The organism is Pelorhabdus rhamnosifermentans (assembly GCF_018835585.1).
GTDB classification, from domain to species: domain Bacteria; phylum Bacillota; class Negativicutes; order UMGS1260; family UMGS1260; genus Pelorhabdus; species Pelorhabdus rhamnosifermentans.
In genome coordinates this window covers 131,143-152,417 of record NZ_JAHGVE010000008.1, presented here as the reverse complement: position 1 = coordinate 152,417, position 21,275 = coordinate 131,143, and the positions used below count along the sequence as shown (strand labels likewise).

The window sequence follows — 21,275 nt, the reverse complement described above, 5'->3', positions numbered from 1 at the left end:
CTGCAGTCGGCACAACCTAACCAGCCATATGCTCTTTTAAACGATCCCGGATTCCAAATAAGCTGGGATATCCTTCACAGATAGTTCCGTACACTTCTTTAACCGCTTTTCATCCATCACGAACCCAATCAGCTTTTGCAAAAAATCAAGATGCGCATCCCGCCCTTTAACCGCTAGATTAAAGACAAGCTTTACTTCGATGGCTTCCTCTGTTACATCCATACGATAAAATTTCACAGGCTCGTCCAATTTCAACACACAAACCGCTGTCTTATAGACTTCCTCGGATGCTGCATGCGGTATTGCTACCGGAATAGCTGTTGGCAGACCCGTTGGGAACTGCTTTTCTCTTTCTACACACGCTTTCGCAAAATCCTCGCCTATACAAGCATTTTTCATCAGCTCAGCGCTACAAAGATTAAGAGCCTCTTCCCAGTTTTCTGCATGGCCTTCAATAGCAATATAAGCTCTCTCACTCATAACAAAAACCCCTCGTATAATTTTTTCGTATCCATTTATCCCAGAGCTCTCGATAACAAGCTTATAATAATCGCTGGCAGGTTGAACCCGAAGTACCCATCTGTAATAAGACCATTTACATGCATCTGCGTTGAATTTACAAGAGCCGTAGCCTCTACAGCAAACAGATTCGCACCCCAGGTGATAAGAACCATGCTTACCATACAACAGATAAGAGATCTTACCAGCTTGCCTTCACTGGCCATAACACACATAACTGTGATATAGCACACCGAGGTGAGCAACCCAATAGGGAAATAGGACATGCCCGGAATAATAAACGCCAGCAGAATCGTAAACGGAATGCAAAGTGCTGTACAGACAATACATGCCGGATGGCCAAGACCGAGGCAGACATCCATACCAATATAAATATTTACATCTTCACCCACATGCTTTTTCATAAAATCATTTGCTACATTGCCAATCGGAGTCAAACCTTCCATCATGACAGCAACCATACGCGGAATCAAAAGCAGGACACTAGCAAGCCCCATACCGATCATCGCGATGACAGTAAACGGCTGCTGTGTAACAAAGCCAAGCAAAATACCAACAACTAAACCGATGAATGCCGGATTTCCGAAAAAACCAACTTTCGACTGAAGACTGCTCAAATCCACTTCCATCTTGTTGAGGCCTGGAATATAATCGATAATTTTATTGACGACAATTGCCAAAGGCCACATGTAGCTGATAAACGAGAGACATGTACACGTTGTTCCTTCAAGCCCATATATTTTTTCCCAATACGGAGCCACTCTTTCCGAGATAAACAATGCCACAATCGAGAGACCAACGGTAACGACAATTCCAAGAATAACGCTGTTAAAGAGTACATACGCGAGTGCACCGGGAATAAGGAAGTGAATAAAATTCCACATATCAACATTCATGACTTTTGTCCAACCGAATTTTATTAAAATCACATTCGCCAAAATAATGAGCGGAACTGCAATCGGTGCAAAAGGAACCGTCCATGACGCAGCCCCCAAAGCAGCCCAGCCGATATCGACGGTGGTAAAACCGCTTCCCATCCCCTGATAGTATTCAACAACCGGTTTAATACAGGACATCAAAAGACCAATAACCAAAAGGAGCCCCTGGAACCCGATACCAATCATAAGACCGGCCTGTAAAGATGCGCCTACTCTCATTCTGAAAACAAGACCCAAAATAAAAATCATAATTGGCAGAATAACAACGGCGCCCATCCCCAGAATAGTTTGCACTACACTTAACAACACATCCATAGGTTATCAGCCCCCCACTCTTTCACTTTCAATTTTTCTGCAGGTTTCGATGATTTTCTTTTTAATGCCTTCCTTGTTGATTCCTGAAATCAAGCCAAATACTTTAATAAGTGGTTTTTTTGTTGGTTCGTTGTAGTTTGAAGTAACAAAAATAATATCTACTGCATCTTGTTTTACCGGGATTTCCGTAAGACTCCCTTTGGTGATGGTCGCTTGGATATTTGCTTCTGCCAGGATCTTTTTGACAGCTTCCTGTGCGACTGTTGATGTAGCAATACCGCTCCCACACGCAACTAAACCCTTGATCATTTTTATAACCCCTCTCCGATCTTAATTTATAGCAATACTTCTATTTGGAAGTAATACCACCTTGATTGCCTCTCCATTTCGGGCAAGTTCTATTCCCTGGTTAATTTCTTTCAGCGGAAAAACATGTGTTATAAATTTATCCGCCGGAAATTTTTCTGAAATTGCAAGTTCGAAGGCTTTTTGTACCTGCAGGCTGCTCGCCCCGAAATGTCCGTAAATCCAAAGGTTATGATAATGGATATAGTTCGTATCCAATTCACACAAACTGCCTTTCGGAACACCGCCAAAGAAGACAACAATTCCACCCTGCCTTGCCATATAGATACTTTGTGCCTGCGCCTGTACCGACGGATTTGCAGATATAACCTTATCTGCGCCCCTGCCTTCGGTGATTTCCTTTACTCGCTGAACCGGATCTTCTTTTGTGCTGTTAATGATGAAGTCCGCACCAAAACGCTTTGTCATCGCCAACCGTACATCATTGATCTCAAGCATAATGACCCGTGCTGCGCCTCTTAATTTTGCAAGCTGTGCATGAAAGCACCCGATCGGACCGGCGCCGATAATAACCACAGTATCGCCTAAGGTGATGTCGATGTTTTCCTGACAGGCATATACCGAAGATAAGGGTTCGCTTAAAGAAGCCCTTTCAAAGCTCACGCCAGTTGGAAGCTCAAATACAGAATCTCTTTCCAGCTGTTCTTTAGTTACCGGTACGTAGCCCGCAAAGCCGCCCTGCCGTGCGATGTAGTCCCCTGGATCCGTACAGTTTTCACTATGCCCGTCGCGGCAAGACTCGCATTTTAAACAGTGATCCTCCGGATAAATATAAAGCCGATCCCCGATCTTATACTTTGGAACCTCCGCATCGAGTTCATCAACAAATCCAACAATTTCATGCCCAAAGATATGCGGATATCTTCCCTTACAGGAATCTGTAGCCATATTCCGAATATCCGAACCACAGAGACCTACAGCCATGACTTTTAAAATAAGCCCACCGGGAGGGCACTTCGGCCTTGGGATATCTTCTACTCGAATATCATTGGGTCCATACATCATTGCGGCCTGCATTTCATCACCTCATCCACGTTTTTATACCGATTTCTTTTGCTGCCCACATGCGTATCACACATTTTTTCCCAATCTTCCTGCGGAATATCCTGTACTTCGCCAATGGATTTTGCAATAAAATAAATCTTCATAACCTCTTCCCCTGCTTCCAAAAAAGCAACCGCTTTTTCCAGGTCAATTCCAGCGCACACGCAGCCATGATTTGCCAGCAGCACGAGATCATGATCTTTCATAGCATCCTCTATGCCATTAGCAATAGCCTTTGTCGCCGGCTGTCCGTACGGCAAACAAGGAACATCTTCAAACAGCAAGCCAAATGTCGTAGAACAGCGAAGCTGAATCGGCTTGTTGCAGTAAGCAAACGCAGTCAAATAAGGTGCATGCGTGTGGACGACGGCATTACATTCCGGCCGTACCCGAAGTGCAGCTTCATGCAGCAGGTACTCGCTGGAACGTTTTCTGGTTCCCTCGATTTGCACGCCATCTTTCACAACAGCAATCTGATCTGCTGTCAACAACGATTTTCTTGTGCCGGAAGGTGTAATATACAGTCCGCCGGTCTCCCTGTCGAAAACAGAAATATTTCCTTCCAAAGGATTCACCAACCCTTTGGCATCCAAAAGCTTTGCATAAAATACAATTTCCTGCTTAATTGCCAAACTTTTGTCCATACTTTGCCTCCTTGTACATTTTATTTAAAACATCTTTAAAAACTCATTAAAAAACATATCATACGATTTTTGCATTCTCCTTTCCGCTACACAAACCGCATGATGTTATGCGGTTTACGTTTTCTGAAAGATACGGTATAATAAAAATGATTAGAAAATTTTTACACCCGTATGTCTTGAGACGTTATCGCCATCAGGGCGCACTGAAACACAGCTGCAAGTTGTACTGTATTTCAGCGTCATTTAGGGTTTCGTCACAAACCGTAAATGACCAACTCAGCTAAGTAATGATAGACTTTTTCTTTTGGCATAAGCGTCCCGAACGCTGGGGGCTTTGGCAGGCTTCTGCTGCGCTTTTTTGCCTCCTTTCATCGCATGTGTGATGCGATATTTTTTTGAAGATACTAAATATACAAATTTATACTTGCAAATTAATTATATATCCTATAGACGCCGAAGTCAACGAAAATTAACTCCTATTAGAGATAAAAGAGGATGGTACCCATGGATAATCTCGACCAAGCTGAACCCAACTATAAAGAAATTGGAATACGATTAAGAGAAGTCCGCGCCAAATTGTCTCAGACAGCATTTGGTGAACCGCTTGGCTATAAGTATGGATATGTAAGAGATTGCGAGCACGGAAAGAAGCCAAGTCTAGAATATTTGTTTAAAGTGTCCAATTTTTATAACGTTTCTTTGGAATGGTTATTAAAAGGAATAGTTCTTATAGACGACAAAGCACAAAAAGTCGAGGCAATTTCTGACCCCGACTTAAAAAATATGATAGCTATATTAAGAGACTTAATGGAAAGCGACGATCCCGATCTACGCGGTTGGACAAAAGTACAGTTCAAGACTGCATTTAAAGAATACTATGCCGCTCACGATGAAAAAAAACTGTAATAACTATGATTAGCCCCCAAAAAGGGTAATCATAGTTTATACAATGGACAAGGTCAGCAAATACGGGGGTTGCGTGAAAGCCTGGGACTGACGAAAAAGGAATTCGGCAAGCTATATGGGTTTCACGCGCACACGGTTAACCAACGGGAAAATGATAGTATTCAAATTTTAAAAAGTACCTGGGTAAAATTGTTTGGGAACGAATAAAAAAGAATGTCAGCAGTAATAAATGCTTCAGCTTCTACTATTCCGTCAAAAAATCCAATTACAGGCAATCTATCTTGTCATGAGTTTTAAACATGTGAAGCTGCCTTTTCATATCCATCCAGTGCCCTATCCCCCAAAAAAGCTAACCATTCTAACCAAAAAGTTGACAAGAATGGTTAGAATGGTTAGAATATAAGTCCGGCTCTCTGTTTAAACAGATGGCAGAGGTTTATGATTATATCGATTTTCACAATCAGACCCGCTCCACTTTTGATAAGCTGCGGCGTATCGATACCAGGGATTACCCTGAGGTGGCTGTCAGGGAGGCCTTGCTAAATTCCCTTGTACACCGGGAATACTCGTTCAGAGCCAGCACGCTCATCAGTATCTATAACGATAGAATAGAATTTACTTCAATTGGCGGTCTTGTTTCCGGGGTAACATTGAATGACGTGCTGATGGGTATTTCTGTTTGCCGTAACACAAAGCTGGCAAATGTGTTTTATCGTTTGGAACTGATTGAAGCCTACGGAACTGGTATGCGAAAGATTATGAATGCTTATGAAGGAAGCGGAAAGACGCCGCAGATTGAAACATCAGATAATGCTTTTAAGATTATCCTGCCAAATCTCAATGCTCAGACTGAGAAAAAACAGTTAAGCGATGAAAGTGACAGCCAAGCGGAAAAAGTAATGCAGCTGGCCAGAAAACAAGGTAGGGTTACACGGAAGGAAGTTGAAAAGCTGTTAAGTATCGGACAGACAACAAGTGGCCGCCTGTTAAAAAAAATGATGAAAAATGGGCAGCTTATTCAAGAAGGTAAGGGAAAGACCACATGTTACCGGCTTTTTCAATAAATATGTTTAGGTAATGATAATTCTGGGAAAAAGTTAGAAACGGCTTCAGCCTACAATAATTTCTTTGGGTTTCTAGGGTACATTCTGCAATCAACTTGATAAGTGGTTCCGCATCCAGTTGGTTAGCACGTGCATGTTCAGAAGAAGGCAAAGTACAATAATAAAATAAGTAAGTGGAGCAATCGAAAGATTGCTTCGCTTACTTATTTTTACTTGAATGGGATTGATAATGCTGTTGTTGTACTGCGTTCAGCACAAGCTATCGACAGGATGCTTGCGCTAATTGCGCTAACTTATCTCTACTGCGTGATCGGTACGGGAAGCTATTGTCTTTTAGGGGGTCTCGCCAGCAAAACGCGGATTTCGTACGCTAAGCAAAATTTTCCCCTGCAATGACCGATTTAGCGTACGCTAAGGAAAATAATGCCGGATGGTATCAGCGAATAAGCCGATATTATCCGGCATTATTTTCTGCTAAGCCAGTTTCAGCTTATCGGCCGCATGCGAAAAAATATAACCTTTATGAAACACGACTTCCTTTTTATCGAAGTCGCGTAAAACCTTTAGAAAAGTGACAGGCCCTTCATTCCACTTATCCATGATAGTACCGGTCCAATTTGCTAGTGCAGGTGCAGGGGTATGTGTAGTAATGGAACAGAAAATCGTAACAATTAACCGTAATATTCCATATATATGTAACGTCAACATTTCTGAAAAATCCACGTTAAAAAGCAGCCACTAGGGCTGCATATATTATGGATATGATTCGCTGATCGAAGTTTTAGGGCAGCGAATCATACTTTTGTTTACGTCGTCCTGCGAAATGTCTACAGCGGAGCATTTGTCGCTCATTATATTCAATTTTAGCATTGTTATGTTTCCAAGTACAGGGTGACTTGAGCATACAACAAAGATGCCGTCTTATGCTAGAAGCCCATTGCTGGTATAATAGCCTTTCAACAAAAGCTTAACATCAGCAACGCAAGTTGCCAAAGGATAACATGCATTATACACTCGTTATTGGATTGAATTCATCAACTCATAAAAATATCCGGATTCATGAGTCTTATAAAGATTATACCAGGCATCTAATGTTTTTTCAGAAAATACATCTAAAGCTCTTAAGACATGTAAGGAAAATTCCAACGGAGCTATTCCAGAAGCAGTTATCAGTTTTCCGTCAGTTACGGCAGACTCCTGCTTATAGTACTTTTCTCCTGCATAGTTCGGGCAGATCATCTTAAGATAGTTTAAGTCATTGCTTGTATGCCAGCTCGATTCAAGCAACCCTTTCCTAGCAAGACCTACTGTAGAGCCACAAATCGCTGCTACAATAAGACCTTCCATTAAACACTGCTCTGCCTTTGCCAATATAGGTTCATGAATTGTTTCTGTCCAAGTATTACCGCCAGGTAAAATCAAAGCATCTGCATTTTCGATGTTGCACCCGTCCAGGTTAACATCCGGTAATATTTTCAAGCCTCCCATTGTAGTGACAGGAGTTTTTTCAATACCCACAGTAACAATTTTTGATGGAGCTAATCCTTTCTTATAATATCTACCTGAGTTCAGTTCAGCAGTTAAATACCCTATTTCCCAATCTGCCATCGTATCAAACACATAAAGATAAACAGTATTATTCATTTGCATGTCCCCCATTTTGATATTTATTGAGCGTTAATCAAACGTCCATACATGATAAAGAACGATGTTTATCTCCATGATAAAACAGCTTCACTGACAACTACTGTCAGCGAAGCTATCTATAATTGATAATATTCCATTAATTCCGCTGCAACAGAAACAAGTTTTTTCTTCAAACTCTGCGGCTCAATCACTTGAATAGCCTTTCCGTAGGGTAGGAGAAAATTGGGTACATATGCATGGACTGCTCTTTCGTCAAGTAAAAAGGTCGCTTGACTCGAAGTCCTCTCTTTCAGATGATGACCTAAAAACCAATGGATGCACAGATCGTCCAAAGCTTCTGCTCTACCTTTGATAATTATTGAAATCATTCCATCCTTGCTTTCTGGATCAGGCAAAAGATTTTGTAAAAAAAACTCCCTAGCTGAAAAGGCTTCAGGACGCTTAAATATCCTTTGTGTTTGCTTTATATGTAAAATCCGTTCAGCACGAAAGCTTCTAATTCCGTTTCGAAGATGACAAAATCCAATCGTATACCATTTATTATTCCAATAGAGAATTCCATAAGGGTCAATCACTCTTGACCGTGGTTGTTCTTCATGGCTTGTACGGTATTCAATTTCTACAGAATATTCGTTTGCTACAGCTCGCTCCAGTTCTTCCAATATCAATTTAACAGATGAGGCAATATCACGGTTTATCACTTCGAAACCGGCTAAGTGGCGATTGAGGATGTTTTCCTGTTCCCGGTTTGAATACATTTTTAATTTTTGTGTTGCATTGTTTAACGACTCACTGAAAGGGTATCCCGCTTCGTTGGCAAATACGGCAGCATGAAGCAGCGCTTTTTGTTCTTCAATATCGAAAACCAAAGGTGCATGGATAAAATTGTTCAGTAAACTATATCCACCTTTCTGCCCTGTATCTGAAACAATTGGTACTCCACTTGCGCAGAGTGAATCAATATAACGATACACGGTTCGTATATTTATCTCTAATTTTTCCGCTATTTGCTTTGCAGTTATTTTTACACCTGAATTTAACATCCACAAAATTGCTAGCATATTATCGTTTTTTGCCATATGCCCCCTCCATGATTAATAAGTTGATTTAATGCAGCTATGTGCTACTTTCAGACTTTCTTCGTCAATAACATGTATCAAGGTTTGCAATTTGATTCTTGGTCGTTGTTTGGCTGTTCGGCTATCCTTGTTAGTTTTGTTTCCAATGTTTCTTCTGCCTCCAGTTCAGCATTGTTTCCCTTTTCAAGGGCACTGCTATGTTACGCCCTTCCTTCTGCGAGCATTACCCCGCCTCATCAGTAAAATTATGACGTAATCCGACTCCCTGCCGACTATTTGGCTTCCTCGTCTTCAACTTGTCCGCCATACTCCCTTGGAGGGCGGCAGGGTCTCCCAAGTTCACACGGAGTAACAATGTGTAGCATGCCAAGACCTTCGACCCCGGGGCGCCGCATCTAGCTTGCCTTCTTCGCTAGACTCAGTGTTGTCTTCTGCTCGTCCCATGCATCGACCTTTCCCAATATCAACCATTTCGGGGTTCTACATCTTCAACTTGTGCTTTCGGCCTACTACCTTTCCTGCCTACGCTTAGACTTGGCGTTACCGCTTCAGTCCCAAGGCTGGATACTGAGTGACTGGCTAGGCCTTCTCAGGCGGGATTCTCACCCGCTATACTCCGTGCGCTTCTTGGCGCACGGGACGGGGTTATTGCCATCCCGCTTATGCCTTTAAAACAATTTCTCGATTAATTTCTGTGAGTCTTCAATTTGTCAAATCGATAAGTTATGTTTCTTTTAAATATTCTTATGTACTTATTTCTAGTTACACAATCAAGCTGCTGTAAACCTATCGCATTTTTTAAGTTAAATGGTCTTCTGTATTTTTACTCTTGCCTCAGAATCATCTTCCTACCATATCAATAAGTTATAGTGCTCTTTGGCAGATATAAAATTCATAATAGCCTGCTTTCATCTATTCTTGGGCCTATTCCTAAAATAGTAGCAACTTATATTAAGTCAATTTCAACCTGATAATCTGAATACCTTTTTATTTAGGTCAGCGCAGGCAGAAAAGACGCTTCGTCATTTTATCATTCAATATCGGTCCACAGCCGCCCTTTATATCTTTTCCTTAGGCTTCATTATAATCGATACGATATAAAGCCTCCAGCAAACTCGCTAGAAGTTTTTTTATTGCAGTCGGTACATTGTTTAAATCTATGTTAATTACTTCTACATCCATAAATACACAATATTGTACATCAATTTACATTTAATTGAAGGATTTTCCTTTTAAATGTAGTATTTTGGAAGTTAGGAGGTGTTTATGTGCGACGAAAACCGTTATTTTTGTTGGCAGCCTTTTTACTTATTTCAATAATGATTGGAGGCTATACAAGCATGCAAAGTTCAACTGTCATTAAGCCTAAGGTTGAAAAATATCCTGATAAACCTATTACTTTAATTGTACCGTGGAGCGTAGGAACGGCTGCAGATTTAACAGCTCGAATTTTAGAAAAATCGGCCTTAAAAGATTTAGGTCAACCATTAACGATTGTTAACAAACCTGGGGGAACAACTACTATTGGTTTGAATGAACTGGCTAGTTCCAACCCTGATGGTTATACGATCGGTCTCTCGACTTCTGAATTATTTTTACAACCCTTATTTGTATCTACGAAATATGATTACTCAACCGCGTTAGAACCCCTAGCGCAAATTACATCTACTCCATACGTCATGGCTGTTCAAACTAACCAACCATGGCAATCTGTTGATGATCTTATTAGTTACGCTAAGCAGCATCCAGGACAATTAAAGTTTGGTCACGCTGGTACTGGTTCAATTCCCCATATTATGGGCGAAACTTTTACTAAGAAAACTGGTATTATTATGAATCAGGTTCCCTTTCAAGGCTCGGTAGAGGTAATGGCTGCCTTATTAGGTGGACATGTTCAAGTTATATTTACAAATCCCGGGGTAATCAAAGAACAAATGAAGAATGGGACAGTCAGAATTTTAGCCGTAGCAGGTAAATATCGCCTGACTGGCTCACTTTTCACAAATATTCCAACATTTAAAGAACAAGGGATAGATATTGTTTATGGTGTCAAAATGGGCATAGCAGTACCCAAAGAAACACCACTCGATGTAAAAGCCAAATTATCTGAAGGATTAAAGGCTATAATTAATGCCCCTGAATTCAAAAAAGATATTGAAAATATAGGTCTACAATATGAATATTTAGGTCCTGAAGAATCACAAACACAATGGTTAGTAGAAAACAAAGAATTAACCGCTGCTGTCCAAGAAACAGGCATTGTAGACTTAATCAAATCTCAAAAACAATAGATAAAGCTAGCCAAAACCACATCAATCAAAATAAGCCCCACTCGCTTGAGTGAGGCTAAATTTTTGAGCCAAGTCATATTTTAATCCCGCTGTTTATTTCCAGCAGCCCGTCCTCAACCCCAATCTAGGAATTGCCGGAGATAGCAAAAATGTCCACCCGGAATAAACCGATTGAAGGTGAAACCCCATAAACAGCAAAAACCAGGAAGCGGTAAAGTCCGTAGTTCCTGGTTCCATAGTTTACAGAACATTTTTTATCTCTTAGAGTATTGCTTGCTTCTTATCCAACTTCTCTCGCTTTAGTAATCTAAGATTCTTATCCGACTTTCTTCGCCTTAGTCACTTCCCAAGATTTGCGCAACTAACACCACCCCACTTTTTCATGCATCCATATCTCTATTAACCCGCGGCGACCGATTCGATAATTTGTTACAGTCTAGCTTGGATATTCACGACTTACGCTTTTGTAAATCCACATACCGTTTTTCTAAATACAAACGACAACTTTTCATCTTATTGCCATTCGTCACCATAAAGGTGACTTAACATTTATTTGTATGTCACCTTTATGGTGACAGTCAAGAGGGATTATTATGTTTTCACAAGATCTTTTTTGCCAACGACTACGACAATTTACGACATATTAAATCCTCCTGCTCTCACAGTTGTTCTCAGTTTTCGAGCTGAATGATGGTGCCCCTTTGCTCCATTGCCATTACAGCAACTTCTTAGCTACTACGAGCACCTCCGCCCTTGCATTGCGCCTTGTTATTTCGACCTTGTCTTTCTGCGACTTGTGTCTTTTCACTTATCATCGTCATGCAGGTTCCTGTGTTTCACATCAGAGCCCAATATGCGCTCGTGCCGCCTTAATACCGTTTGCCAAGCAGTCAGCTACTCAGGTTTTCTACTGCTCTTATCCCTGCCTAGTGGTGAACAACAGGTTTTGACAAAGTTTTACGCTATCGATACTTCTTCAGCGGTTCACTTTCGTTCACCTTCGCATATCCCACATGATTGCTTTAATGCAACCTTTTCCCTAGATGCTAACCACCACAACTCTTTATTGCAGCAGCTTAGGGTTGTTTGATGGGTCTGCCTGATTCAGTCCCCATCGAGGGGCCTTCCCTCATCTCTGATGTGCCTTCCGCAGCACACCACCACTGTACGTACCGTTCGGTATACAGCGGTTCAATAGAATTAATGTACTAATGAATATCTTTCACTAATTGTTACAAAACCAATTTTCTTTAGGTATCCATTGGTGAGCGTCAGTGCAAGGATTGGACTATTGGCTATGCGCCAGTAGCCCTTTCTTGTGTTGGCGTATTCCCACGCTTTGTGGTTGTCTAGGCCAAGTTTCACAAGACCATCGTGTTTTGTGCCGATTTTCTTCCACTGTTTCCAGAAACACATTCGTATCCTTCTTCGAAGCCACTCATCCAATGCTTTGGCTATAACCTTCATTTCGGCCATGCCAAAATAATTCACCCATCCCACGATACACTGTCGAAGCTTTATACTTCTTTGCTCCATGCTCATGGCATTGCTTCGCCCGGTTATTTTCTTAAGTTTTTGCTTGAATTTTTCGGTCCTTCCCATGGTGTATATATCCACTCTGGTACTATGACCTCTGCTGACTTCTGACGATTCAGTCACGTATCTCTACATGGTTTGCTGTTTTCAAATTCATGTCCACAACTTATCTGTCAGATCTCCCCAGGTAAGAACGCTTACTTTCACTCCATCTATCTGCTACATATACACTGCCCGCTTCGAATAGTTTAGGGCTTCGTTTTGTTGCGCAAACTTACCCAGCGAACATATGCCTTCTATGCAGTTCGTGTTCCTCAGACCGGAGCTTTGCCGCCGACTTCCTTCAGATTCCACCTCACGGTGGACACCCTTGTCTTGAGCTAAAGGTTGGCACTATCAACCCCCGTATTGGACTTTCACCAACTAGTAAGCGCCCATGCTGGGCGCACGCAAAAAAGCCCATCCCTAGCGTTTTGCTAAGAATGGGCTTCGTCATACCCCTAACCGCCCTACTACTACAACAGCATATTCTTTTCCTTTTTCAATTCCAATAAATTGTCTTCCTGTATTCTTAGCAGCTTCCCCGATCCGGCGAACGGATCAATATACTTCTGTGCTGTTCTTAAAATGATAAAGATAACCAATTAACCTTCCGATAAATAAACCAGTACACACTCCGGATACTGCTAGCATGCTGACTTTTAGTCCTAATTGCTCCGCAAATATTGGATCGGTTGCTTGTTCATATCCAAAATAGTACTTAGTAACAAAGATGGCAATTATAATATACATTGTACTCCAGGTCCCCGGAATTTGGATAAGTAAGCGTTTCTTATCAACTCTTATACCTAAACGCTTCACTTGCCACCACCCTAATAGAATTCCTATGAGTATAGCAATTATCCAACTACTAACAATGAGATAATCTACAACAGTAATTGTTACCATTAAAGTATTTACTGACATGACTGCTAAAATAGTAGGAATAGTAAATATACGTTGCAACTTAGTAACTCGCGTTTTAGAAGCTTTTATGCCTACAATAATTAGGTATATCAACAATAAATAAACCCACACCGGTGTATGTATTGCTATCTGCCAAATCCTCTCCAGCATAAATCATCTTCCCGACTATGTGTATTAAATCATAATTTCGCTACAAAATTATGATTTATAAATAATTCCATACAGCCTTATTATTGTCCTGCAATAATCAAAAAAGCCCCCAACCGGAATAAACCGATTGAGGGTGATGCAGAAATACAAATAATTTATACAAGGTGCTTGCCATATTATGCGAATTTCGTACTCTAAGTAATGCCCTAGAATGGTCTAGCTCAATGCTGAATCTTCTAATGCTAGACCACCTGTAGGCTTCACCTGATGTAGTTGATCTGCCTTCTGCCTTAAAACCAATGCAAATTCACCAACACCCGTGCTATCAATAAATCTTTCATTATAATCGATGACAAAAGCATTTGAAAAAGGTATTCTCCTTACAACTAGATCATTGGCAATTACTTCAACGATTACATTGCGATAGGCATCTGAACTTTGTGCTGGAACTAACGACCAATCAAATAGTTTTAAGGTGCCCGTACTTTCAGTAGAAATGATTTTACCCGTCACCCACATTGTGGCAGCAACATCAGTAGACTTAGCTCTTGAATCGCTGGGCGTACCTACTTCCACATGTACAGAGCGAATTACATCTACACCTAATTTTATTTTGTCCGATCCTTCAACTGATAATTTAAAACCCATTATAAAACCTCCGTAACCTTTCAAATCTAATTGTTGTTTATAAATATCTTATGTAAATTTATTCCATATAATTTGCATATGCAATATCCACTAGACTGGCATTCCATGTCGGCCAATCTTTCACAACTGGAAAAACATACATTAAAGCTGGTATAGGAATTCCGGCAGCGTGCATCACATCCCATGCGAAGTCTACGCAGGCGTTTCCAATACCCGAATAAAATCCGAAGGTATGACATTTGCGGGCTATCTGACAATAATCATGTAAGTTGTCATGCGTATCTTTAGTAATGGGAAAAGATTTTTGATAATAAATTTGCGTATATGCATGAAGATCGTCAGTTCTAACTTCCCCTGACCAAATCGGCATGCCTTCCTTTGTAGGGTGAAATCCGTATGATTCCTTTAATCCTGTTGTATTATCATCCAAGCTAATCCACATATGACCTACACTGCTTGGGTCTGCTGCACTTTCATCATCTCTCACCATAGGGCATCCCCTCACAGCAATATAAACCGTTAATGAATAATCGCTATCCGCCAAAATTGCTCCTCCTCATACAATTTTACTTACCAAAAATAATCCAAATGGGAAGTAATTCCCAAATAAGAGCAATGAATATAATTATGGTTGAGGAGTCTTTCATGCTTTCCAAACTAAAGCCATATTTTATTTTCTTCTTTAGAAAATATACGATTGCAGAAGCCGGAATGGCAAATAACAATAAAAATATTGCACCATTTGCTATTATGAAAGCTATAGTGCTTAACACAGTGCCAAACTCAGAAAATCCTCCTCTTATATATGCTGCTGCTGTGAAAAAAAATGTTGATAAGACAATCCATTTCCAGTAATGCTGTGTACGAATCAGTAACGATTCTACAAGAACGAATACTGTAATAGTAAGTCCTCCTAATATACCCATGTCATCTCTTATATGGAGTATTTGATACGCACTAATAATGGGATTAGTGAGAAATGCAAACAAAGTTATTACTAAAGTTACCCCAATATCTCGCCTGCAAAGATACCATTTTTGAGACTCATTCAACTTAGTTCCTCCCTAAAAACAAAAATTGATAACTTATCTAGAGCTTTTTTCGGGAAATCTGGTGGTCATGAACCTGACCAATGCCAACTCAGCCAGACACGTAATTACACTGAAATCCTTGCTCAGCATACTAACATAACCACCTGCCGTCTTTGACTTTAGGTACAGTTACATAATACCAAAAATATATGACCAAATTATGACAATTAAAATATTTTTTAGCAAAATAATATACCCATCAAATTATTATTATCATGATACAACTATAATTGTAAAAAGAATGTCTATTTTATAATTTCTCCGACCTAGTTTTAATATAAAACAAAAACAGTCCCTACCCCATCCATTACGGCCAAAGTAGGCGCTTCGTCTGCTTACCATTCAACAGCTACCATAAATACACAATATTGTATATTAAATTACATTTAATTGCAGGAATTTCCTATTAAATGTAGTATTTTGGAAATAAGGAGATGGTTATGTGCGACAAAAAACGTTATTTATGTTGGTAGCCTTTTTGCTTATTTCAACAATGATTGGAGGTTGTACAAGCATGCAAAGCGAGACAGTTATTACCCCTAAGGTAGAGAAATATCCTAATAAACCTATTACTTTAATTGTACCATTTGGTCCTGGAGCAGGACTAGATCTGGTAGCCCGGATTCTGGAAAAGAATGCGCCTAAATATTTAGGACAGCCATTAATTGTTATTAACAAGCCAGGTGGAGCAGGCACAACAGGTTGGAATCAATTAGTTACATCCAATCCGGATGGCTATACGATCGGAATGACCGGAATTGAAATATTGCTACATCCTTTGTACGGTATATCTAAATATAATTACCCAACCGACTTAGAGCCACTGATACAAATTTCTGATTTACCAATAGTAATGGCTGTCCGAGCTGACCAACCATGGAAAACCACTAATGACTTAATTGAATACGCAAAAAAACATCCCGGACAAGTTAAATTTGCTCATGCTGGCGCAGGTACAATAGGCCACGTTTCTGGCGAAACATTTGCTAAAGCAGCAGATATTGTTCTTGCCCAAGTTCCTTTCCAAAGTTCGTCAGAAGCAATGGCCTCTTTACTAGGCAACCATGTTCAGGCTGTTTTTATTAATCCGGCATCAGTTAAGGAACAAATTAAAAGCGGTTCAGTTAGAGCATTAGCAATAACATCTACACAACGCTTAAATGATCCCCTCCTTGCAGATGTACCAACATTTAAAGAACAAGGGCTGGATGTTGCTTTCAGTAATTGGTATGGAGTGGCAGTTCCAAAAGAAATACCTGCTGATATCAAATCGAAATTAGTTAAAGGATTGAACGCAATGATCAATGAACCTGAATTTAAAAAACAAATGGAAAGTTTAGGACTGCAAATTAATTATTTAGATTCTAAAGAGTCGGAAGAAAAATGGCTAACCGATAGCGAGAAATTATCTAAAATTGTTCAAGAAACAGGCATTGCAGACCTAATCAATTCTGAAAGACAATAGATAAAGCTAACACGTGAATGAAAATGGGCCCCACTCAAACTATCGCTGGTCAGTTTATCGCTCTAGACTTCAATAAACCAGCGACCTTCATCATCAAATAAATACACTTGTTTATTGCATATCCGGCAAGTGTATCGCATTCCTAATCCGCCGCCTTTTAATGAAGCTGCCTGCCGAACATCTAAAATACGATCAATGGCGAACCGCCGTCCATCACCCCACACCATTTCAAGCGGACGCACTTTCCCATTCGTATCGTGCTCTGCTGTTATTTTTACAAATATCTTTCCCATGTTTAATACCGCCTTTATTTAGAACATATGTTTGTTTTTATGATTATGGAACATATGTTCATGGTAAGCAAGTTGGAATAAATGGCAATAAAAAAAGAGGCCCAAAATTTATGCCTCTTTCTTGAGTTTTCTTTTTGTTAGTTTCTTTTCTTTTCCCCTTATTTGTGTCAAACTTGCTTCAAGCGCAGCCATAAGATCAAGGACTTTGCCTTGATTTGTAGCAGCTGGCTGTGATTCAATTACTTCCCCTTCTGCTTTCTTTTCAATCATCTTTAAAATCTGATAATAATACTCATTCTTATATTTCTCCGGCTCAAATTCCATAGTAATTGTTTCAACTAGCTGCTTTGCCATATCAACTTCTCTTTTGTTGAGCTCTATTTGTTCGGGTACTTCATTGAATTCATCAACGCTAACAATCTCATCTGAGAATAGCATGACCGAAAGACTCAATATATTTTGGTATGGTCTTAATGCAGCTAGATATTCTTTGTTACAATGTCAAGAGGACGGGGTTGACATCCCGTTTATGCCTCGGGGTTACTGACAACATCTCTATATTACAGTGTCGACAATCCCGTCCCCTTGGCATGTAAGGCGGCGAAAAAAACGACACTCTCTTGAGCATCGCCGTCTCGCCTAACCTCACACGCCGCTCGGGTCACACCTCTGGGTTGCCCTATCCTGCGCATGAATAAAAGCATTATTTAGGTTCCCACAGATTTTAGCGAATTATTCCATTTACACAGTTCCCGTCACACTCCTAGGAATAAAATTAAAGCATTTATATCCTAAACTAATTTAATTTACAAAATAGACGCTACACTAGTTTGTTGATTTCCCCACATATCTCTTTATATTTTATTCCCACTATAAGACAGGTATAAAACAAGAGAACGACCTTCATCATCCACAAGCCGCTCTCTCGCCTTTCAATATATTTTCAACAATAGTTCAGCGATTCCCTAGCATTTCTTCTAAACGCTGCAACAAGCTAGGATAATCAACTAAAGCAAAATCCGTCACGTCAATTTCAATTAAATCTCCCAATTCAAAAGTTCCATAGCCTCTGGTTTGACAGCGTTTTATAAATTCTTTATAGTCCAGTAACCCTTCCGCCTCATTTCTGCAATCTACTGTATCTCCCTGGTGATAGCAATTGAGGATATGTCCTGCATGTCTATTGGGATCAACATCTCTTTTCTTTTGGCGTTCAAATAATATATCCAAATTGCCAATTAACCGAATAGTAATAACCCGATAACCATATTTCGAGGACAAAAGCGAAATCTTGGGTCGCTGTTTATCACTAAAAGGATAATCTGAAATAATGGATGACTCTTCTTGCATGATTTTTTCTATTTTTTTATAGTAATAATTCCAACTGAGCTGTATGACCCCTTCTTTTTCTTCTACATTGTTAAATCCAAATTTATCCCAGAATTTCTCTTTAATATCGTCCGGTGATACTACAACAAAGGAATCTCTCCAACTAAGTATGGTATTACACAAATATGTTTTTCCTGTACCCGGATATCCAGTCAGTAATATAAGATTTTTATGCATTTTACAAATACTCCTTTTACAAAATAAGAGGTCATTATATATCTTCAAGAACTTCCAATGGCATTTCATAGCCATATGGTCTGTTCGACAAGACTTATAACAACCCGAAAGCATTGCATATTAAATAATAAATCGTCTTCTAAGCATTCAGGAAAATGCCAATTTTATGTTTAATCACATCAGCAACCACTTCATTACAAGGAACAATATTTTTTCGTAATGAAGTATTATCTTTACTTTGCGAAAATAATTTTGCCGCTTCTCTCGTCCACCCGACTAACAATTCAGTTCCTACATTAAATTTGCGCACACCATACCTGATACATTGCTGAATGTCTTCATCCTTTACACCAGTTCCGCCATGAATCACCAGCGGAATGTCCACTGTTTTATGGATTTCTTTTAATAAAGGTATGTTTAATTCAGTCTTTGATTTGTACTGACCATGATTGGTACCAACCGCAACTGCTAAAGCATCAACACCCGTCTCAAAAACAAAGCGCTTTGCATCTTCCGGATTGGTATAAGCTTTTTTGCTTTCTTGTACAACAACACCATCTTCTATTCCGCCAATTGCTCCCAATTCGCCTTCAACTGATACGTCTCGCGTGTGAGCATACTCAACAACTTCCTGTGTTCTCAGCACATTTTCTTTGAAACATAAAGATGAACCATCATACATGACAGAAGAATAGCCAGCATCAATTGCTTTTCGTATATCGGCAAAATTATTGCAATGGTCTAAATGCAGCACTACTTCGGTACTTTCATATTCGGCTAAATGTTTACACACATTTACAATCACACCATAACCAATATACTCAGCTGTTCCTACACTGGTCTGAATGATAATTGGTGATCCCATGTCTTTTGCGGCCCGAATCATTGCTGGCAGCATTTCTAAATTATGCATATTAAATGCCCCAACTGTAAAATTCAAACGGATCGCTTTATCTGTCACTCTTTTTAAAGTCGTATACATGCCATATTTCCTCCTACCGTTATTCTGACTGAAAGCTATAGCCCTATCAATCTAAGCCGCGGATTACATCCTTAGAAAGCTTCATTAAAGCATCAATCTTATTCAAATATTGCTGTACTTGTTTATCATTATTGCTTAGAGCAGCTTCTTTTCTCTTGATATTGTATAATTTTAGTAAATCCGTATAGGCTTTGCCCAAGGAGCGATTTTCCTGGATACTCAATTCATAATATTGGATAGCAGCATCTGTTTCTTGTAGTGCAAATAGCTTGCTGCCTAATTCATTTAATATCTGTATCCTCAAATCACTGTTCGCTACCTCTAATTCATTTTTCAGTTGTTCGATTCTGACACGCAGATCCGGCCCAACAACTTCCGTCTTTGTTGTACTAGCTGCCACATCTGTCGATTGATTTTTTTTCTTAAAGAAGAACATGTAGAATCCCTCTTTTTTTCTTAGAATATACTCATCAATGGTGTAATAATCCAAGCGTACAATAATGCGGCAGCAACCGTATCAACATCCGTAGCCGTTGCATTAGCAAATCCCAGGTGACTAAATATAGTCACTAACAGCGCCGGCAGCAATGTGATAAAAAATCCGTGGGCAATACCGCCAATAATCGCGCCCCGTTTACCGCCGGTAGCGTTGCCAAAAATTCCTGCCGTACCGCCGGCAAAAAAGTTGGTCAACATACCCGGTAGGATCATCGCTAACCCAAACATTGGTAATACAAACATCGCAATAACTGTACCAATCGTAGTAGTCACGAAACCAATAATAACGGCATGTGGTGCATAAGGAAACAGCACCGGACAATCAAGTGCCGGTATAGCATTCGGCACCAGTTTCATAGCAATACCGCGGAATGCAGGCACAATTTCTGCTAAAATCAATCGTACTCCGGCCAGCAATACATAGACCCCAACGACAAACTGAATAGCTTGCAAAAATGCATATACCAGATAATCTGTATGCCCAGCTAAATTTCCACCAAACTCAGGTCCGGCAAAAAACGCAGTTATTAAATATAGCGGTACCATAACAACCATAACAGACAGATAGGTATCTTGTAAAAACTCAAAGCCCTTAGGAAGCTCGATATCTTCAGTAGACTCTTCAGGGTTGCCCACCAATTTGGCCACCCCTGCTTCAAATAAATAACCGATAGTACAAAAATGTCCTAGGGCAATATCATCACTGCCAGTTATCGTGCGAATTAAAGGCTGGGCAAAAGCCGGCATAGCTACAGCAAAAATCCCCCCGACAACACCGCCGACAATAATCAAAGTGGCACCTCTAAAACCTGCGCTATAACCAAATACTGTACACATCGTGGCCATCCACAGAATAGCCTGACCGGTTAAAAAGATGTATTTCCATTTCGTATAACGCGCAATGATAATATTAACAACAAAGATAGCCAGAAAAGTAAAGGCAATCGGACTGCCCAGCCCCAATTCATTCATGGCCTGCCCGTTAATCGCTTCTATTGAAGGTATGATACCTTGCATATGAAAGCCTTCAGTAAAAATTTTGCCAAAATAAATCAGACTGCCAACGATAATGCCAGCACCAGCAGATAATACCATAAACCCTAACAATGTTTTAAACGTTCCTGCTATTATCTGACCAATCGATTTTTTCTGCAAAATCAAGCCAAGCATTGCAATCAAAGCAATCGTAATGGCCGCCTGCGTCAAAATATTGGTAATGATGAAATTGATAATTGACACCACTATTCCCCCTTATCTTTATCGTAGC

Annotated in this window: 24 protein-coding genes; 5 read left to right on the top strand and 19 right to left on the bottom strand. The window is 40.0% G+C overall.

Going from position 1 to position 21,275, the window contains the following annotated elements:
* Positions 1 to 36 precede the first annotated feature (36 nt).
* Genes Ga0466249_RS11785 through Ga0466249_RS11765 form a run of 5 tightly spaced genes read right to left on the bottom strand, consistent with a single transcriptional unit; the run spans position 37 to position 3,826 of the window.
* Positions 37 to 480, bottom strand: a complete 444-nt coding sequence (locus Ga0466249_RS11785; protein WP_215829652.1) for a PTS sugar transporter subunit IIA — start codon at positions 478 to 480, stop codon at positions 37 to 39.
* 35 nt (positions 481 to 515) lie between these two features.
* On the bottom strand, positions 516 to 1,772 hold the full coding sequence (locus Ga0466249_RS11780; RefSeq protein ID WP_215829651.1) for a PTS transporter subunit IIC: 1,257 nt from the start codon (positions 1,770 to 1,772) through the stop codon (positions 516 to 518).
* Positions 1,773 to 1,778: 6 nt separating this feature from the next.
* Complete coding sequence (locus Ga0466249_RS11775) at positions 1,779 to 2,081, bottom strand: PTS sugar transporter subunit IIB (RefSeq protein ID WP_215829650.1); 303 nt, start codon at positions 2,079 to 2,081, stop codon at positions 1,779 to 1,781.
* Positions 2,082 to 2,102: 21 nt separating this feature from the next.
* A complete protein-coding gene (locus tag Ga0466249_RS11770; protein ID WP_215829649.1) occupies positions 2,103 to 3,155 on the bottom strand; it encodes a zinc-binding dehydrogenase in 1,053 nt (350 codons plus the stop codon).
* Entirely contained in the window at positions 3,140 to 3,826 is a 687-nt protein-coding gene (locus Ga0466249_RS11765; RefSeq protein ID WP_246588654.1) for a class II aldolase/adducin family protein, read from the bottom strand. The genes Ga0466249_RS11770 and Ga0466249_RS11765 overlap by 16 nt, the downstream gene beginning before the upstream one ends.
* 504 nt (positions 3,827 to 4,330) lie before the next feature.
* On the opposite strand from Ga0466249_RS11765, the gene Ga0466249_RS11760 reads away from it, so the two are divergent.
* From Ga0466249_RS11760 to Ga0466249_RS11750, 3 genes are all read left to right on the top strand, one after another.
* On the top strand, positions 4,331 to 4,732 hold the full coding sequence (locus Ga0466249_RS11760; protein WP_215829648.1) for a helix-turn-helix domain-containing protein: 402 nt from the start codon (positions 4,331 to 4,333) through the stop codon (positions 4,730 to 4,732).
* A 425-nt stretch (positions 4,733 to 5,157) separates the two neighbouring features.
* Positions 5,158 to 5,796, top strand: a complete 639-nt coding sequence (locus Ga0466249_RS11755) for a DUF977 family protein (protein WP_215829647.1) — start codon at positions 5,158 to 5,160, stop codon at positions 5,794 to 5,796.
* A 129-nt stretch (positions 5,797 to 5,925) separates the two neighbouring features.
* Entirely contained in the window at positions 5,926 to 6,192 is a 267-nt protein-coding gene (locus Ga0466249_RS11750) for a hypothetical protein (RefSeq protein WP_215829646.1), read from the top strand.
* A 78-nt stretch (positions 6,193 to 6,270) separates the two neighbouring features.
* On the opposite strand, the gene Ga0466249_RS11745 is transcribed toward Ga0466249_RS11750, so the two are convergent.
* The 3 genes from Ga0466249_RS11745 to Ga0466249_RS11735 form a co-directional block, all read right to left on the bottom strand.
* Positions 6,271 to 6,504: a hypothetical protein gene (locus Ga0466249_RS11745; protein WP_215829645.1), complete on the bottom strand. Its 234-nt coding sequence runs from the start codon at positions 6,502 to 6,504 to the stop codon at positions 6,271 to 6,273.
* A 309-nt stretch (positions 6,505 to 6,813) separates the two neighbouring features.
* Positions 6,814 to 7,440 carry a type 1 glutamine amidotransferase family protein gene (locus Ga0466249_RS11740; protein ID WP_246588653.1) on the bottom strand — a complete coding sequence of 209 codons (627 nt, stop codon included), beginning with the start codon at positions 7,438 to 7,440 and terminating at the stop codon, positions 6,814 to 6,816.
* Between the two features lie 119 nt (positions 7,441 to 7,559).
* The gene (locus tag Ga0466249_RS11735; protein WP_215829643.1) at positions 7,560 to 8,522 is read right to left on the bottom strand and encodes a helix-turn-helix transcriptional regulator; all 963 of its coding nucleotides are present in this window, start codon (positions 8,520 to 8,522) and stop codon (positions 7,560 to 7,562) included.
* Positions 8,523 to 9,862: 1,340 nt separating this feature from the next.
* On the opposite strand from Ga0466249_RS11735, the gene Ga0466249_RS11730 reads away from it, so the two are divergent.
* Positions 9,863 to 10,813: a tripartite tricarboxylate transporter substrate binding protein gene (locus tag Ga0466249_RS11730; RefSeq protein ID WP_215829728.1), complete on the top strand. Its 951-nt coding sequence runs from the start codon at positions 9,863 to 9,865 to the stop codon at positions 10,811 to 10,813.
* 1,200 nt (positions 10,814 to 12,013) lie between these two features.
* Here Ga0466249_RS11730 and Ga0466249_RS11725 read toward each other — a convergent pair.
* The 5 genes from Ga0466249_RS11725 to Ga0466249_RS11705 all read right to left on the bottom strand — a co-directional run bounded on the left by Ga0466249_RS11725 (position 12,014) and on the right by Ga0466249_RS11705 (position 15,165).
* Positions 12,014 to 12,415 carry a group II intron maturase-specific domain-containing protein gene (locus Ga0466249_RS11725; protein ID WP_246588652.1) on the bottom strand — a complete coding sequence of 134 codons (402 nt, stop codon included), beginning with the start codon at positions 12,413 to 12,415 and terminating at the stop codon, positions 12,014 to 12,016.
* A 534-nt stretch (positions 12,416 to 12,949) separates the two neighbouring features.
* On the bottom strand, positions 12,950 to 13,465 hold the full coding sequence (locus Ga0466249_RS11720; protein ID WP_215829642.1) for a DUF6622 family protein: 516 nt from the start codon (positions 13,463 to 13,465) through the stop codon (positions 12,950 to 12,952).
* A gap of 216 nt (positions 13,466 to 13,681) precedes the next feature.
* Entirely contained in the window at positions 13,682 to 14,113 is a 432-nt protein-coding gene (locus Ga0466249_RS11715; protein ID WP_215829641.1) for a membrane-associated protease 1, read from the bottom strand.
* A gap of 58 nt (positions 14,114 to 14,171) precedes the next feature.
* The gene (locus Ga0466249_RS11710) at positions 14,172 to 14,657 is read right to left on the bottom strand and encodes a hypothetical protein (RefSeq protein ID WP_215829640.1); all 486 of its coding nucleotides are present in this window, start codon (positions 14,655 to 14,657) and stop codon (positions 14,172 to 14,174) included.
* Positions 14,658 to 14,679: 22 nt separating this feature from the next.
* Positions 14,680 to 15,165, bottom strand: coding sequence for a hypothetical protein (locus Ga0466249_RS11705; protein WP_215829639.1), 486 nt, complete (start codon positions 15,163 to 15,165; stop codon positions 14,680 to 14,682).
* Between the two features lie 553 nt (positions 15,166 to 15,718).
* Here Ga0466249_RS11705 and Ga0466249_RS11700 point away from each other — a divergent pair.
* Positions 15,719 to 16,669 carry a tripartite tricarboxylate transporter substrate binding protein gene (locus Ga0466249_RS11700; protein WP_215829727.1) on the top strand — a complete coding sequence of 317 codons (951 nt, stop codon included), beginning with the start codon at positions 15,719 to 15,721 and terminating at the stop codon, positions 16,667 to 16,669.
* A 62-nt stretch (positions 16,670 to 16,731) separates the two neighbouring features.
* Here the strand turns inward: Ga0466249_RS11700 and Ga0466249_RS11695 are convergent, their stop codons facing one another.
* The 6 genes from Ga0466249_RS11695 to Ga0466249_RS11670 all read right to left on the bottom strand — a co-directional run bounded on the left by Ga0466249_RS11695 (position 16,732) and on the right by Ga0466249_RS11670 (position 21,247).
* Positions 16,732 to 16,962, bottom strand: a complete 231-nt coding sequence (locus Ga0466249_RS11695; protein WP_215829638.1) for a hypothetical protein — start codon at positions 16,960 to 16,962, stop codon at positions 16,732 to 16,734.
* A gap of 108 nt (positions 16,963 to 17,070) precedes the next feature.
* Positions 17,071 to 17,400 (bottom strand): Ku family protein, encoded by a 330-nt coding sequence (locus tag Ga0466249_RS11690; RefSeq protein WP_215829637.1) that lies wholly within the window; start codon positions 17,398 to 17,400, stop codon positions 17,071 to 17,073.
* A 516-nt stretch (positions 17,401 to 17,916) separates the two neighbouring features.
* Complete coding sequence (locus Ga0466249_RS11685; RefSeq protein ID WP_215829636.1) at positions 17,917 to 18,528, bottom strand: P-loop nucleotide/nucleoside kinase family protein; 612 nt, start codon at positions 18,526 to 18,528, stop codon at positions 17,917 to 17,919.
* 139 nt (positions 18,529 to 18,667) lie between these two features.
* Complete coding sequence (locus tag Ga0466249_RS11680) at positions 18,668 to 19,510, bottom strand: class II fructose-bisphosphate aldolase (RefSeq protein WP_215829635.1); 843 nt, start codon at positions 19,508 to 19,510, stop codon at positions 18,668 to 18,670.
* A 46-nt stretch (positions 19,511 to 19,556) separates the two neighbouring features.
* On the bottom strand, positions 19,557 to 19,946 hold the full coding sequence (locus Ga0466249_RS11675) for a tetratricopeptide repeat protein (protein ID WP_215829634.1): 390 nt from the start codon (positions 19,944 to 19,946) through the stop codon (positions 19,557 to 19,559).
* 20 nt (positions 19,947 to 19,966) lie between these two features.
* The gene (locus Ga0466249_RS11670; protein ID WP_215829633.1) at positions 19,967 to 21,247 is read right to left on the bottom strand and encodes a PTS sugar transporter subunit IIC; all 1,281 of its coding nucleotides are present in this window, start codon (positions 21,245 to 21,247) and stop codon (positions 19,967 to 19,969) included.
* Positions 21,248 to 21,275: the final 28 nt, after the last annotated feature.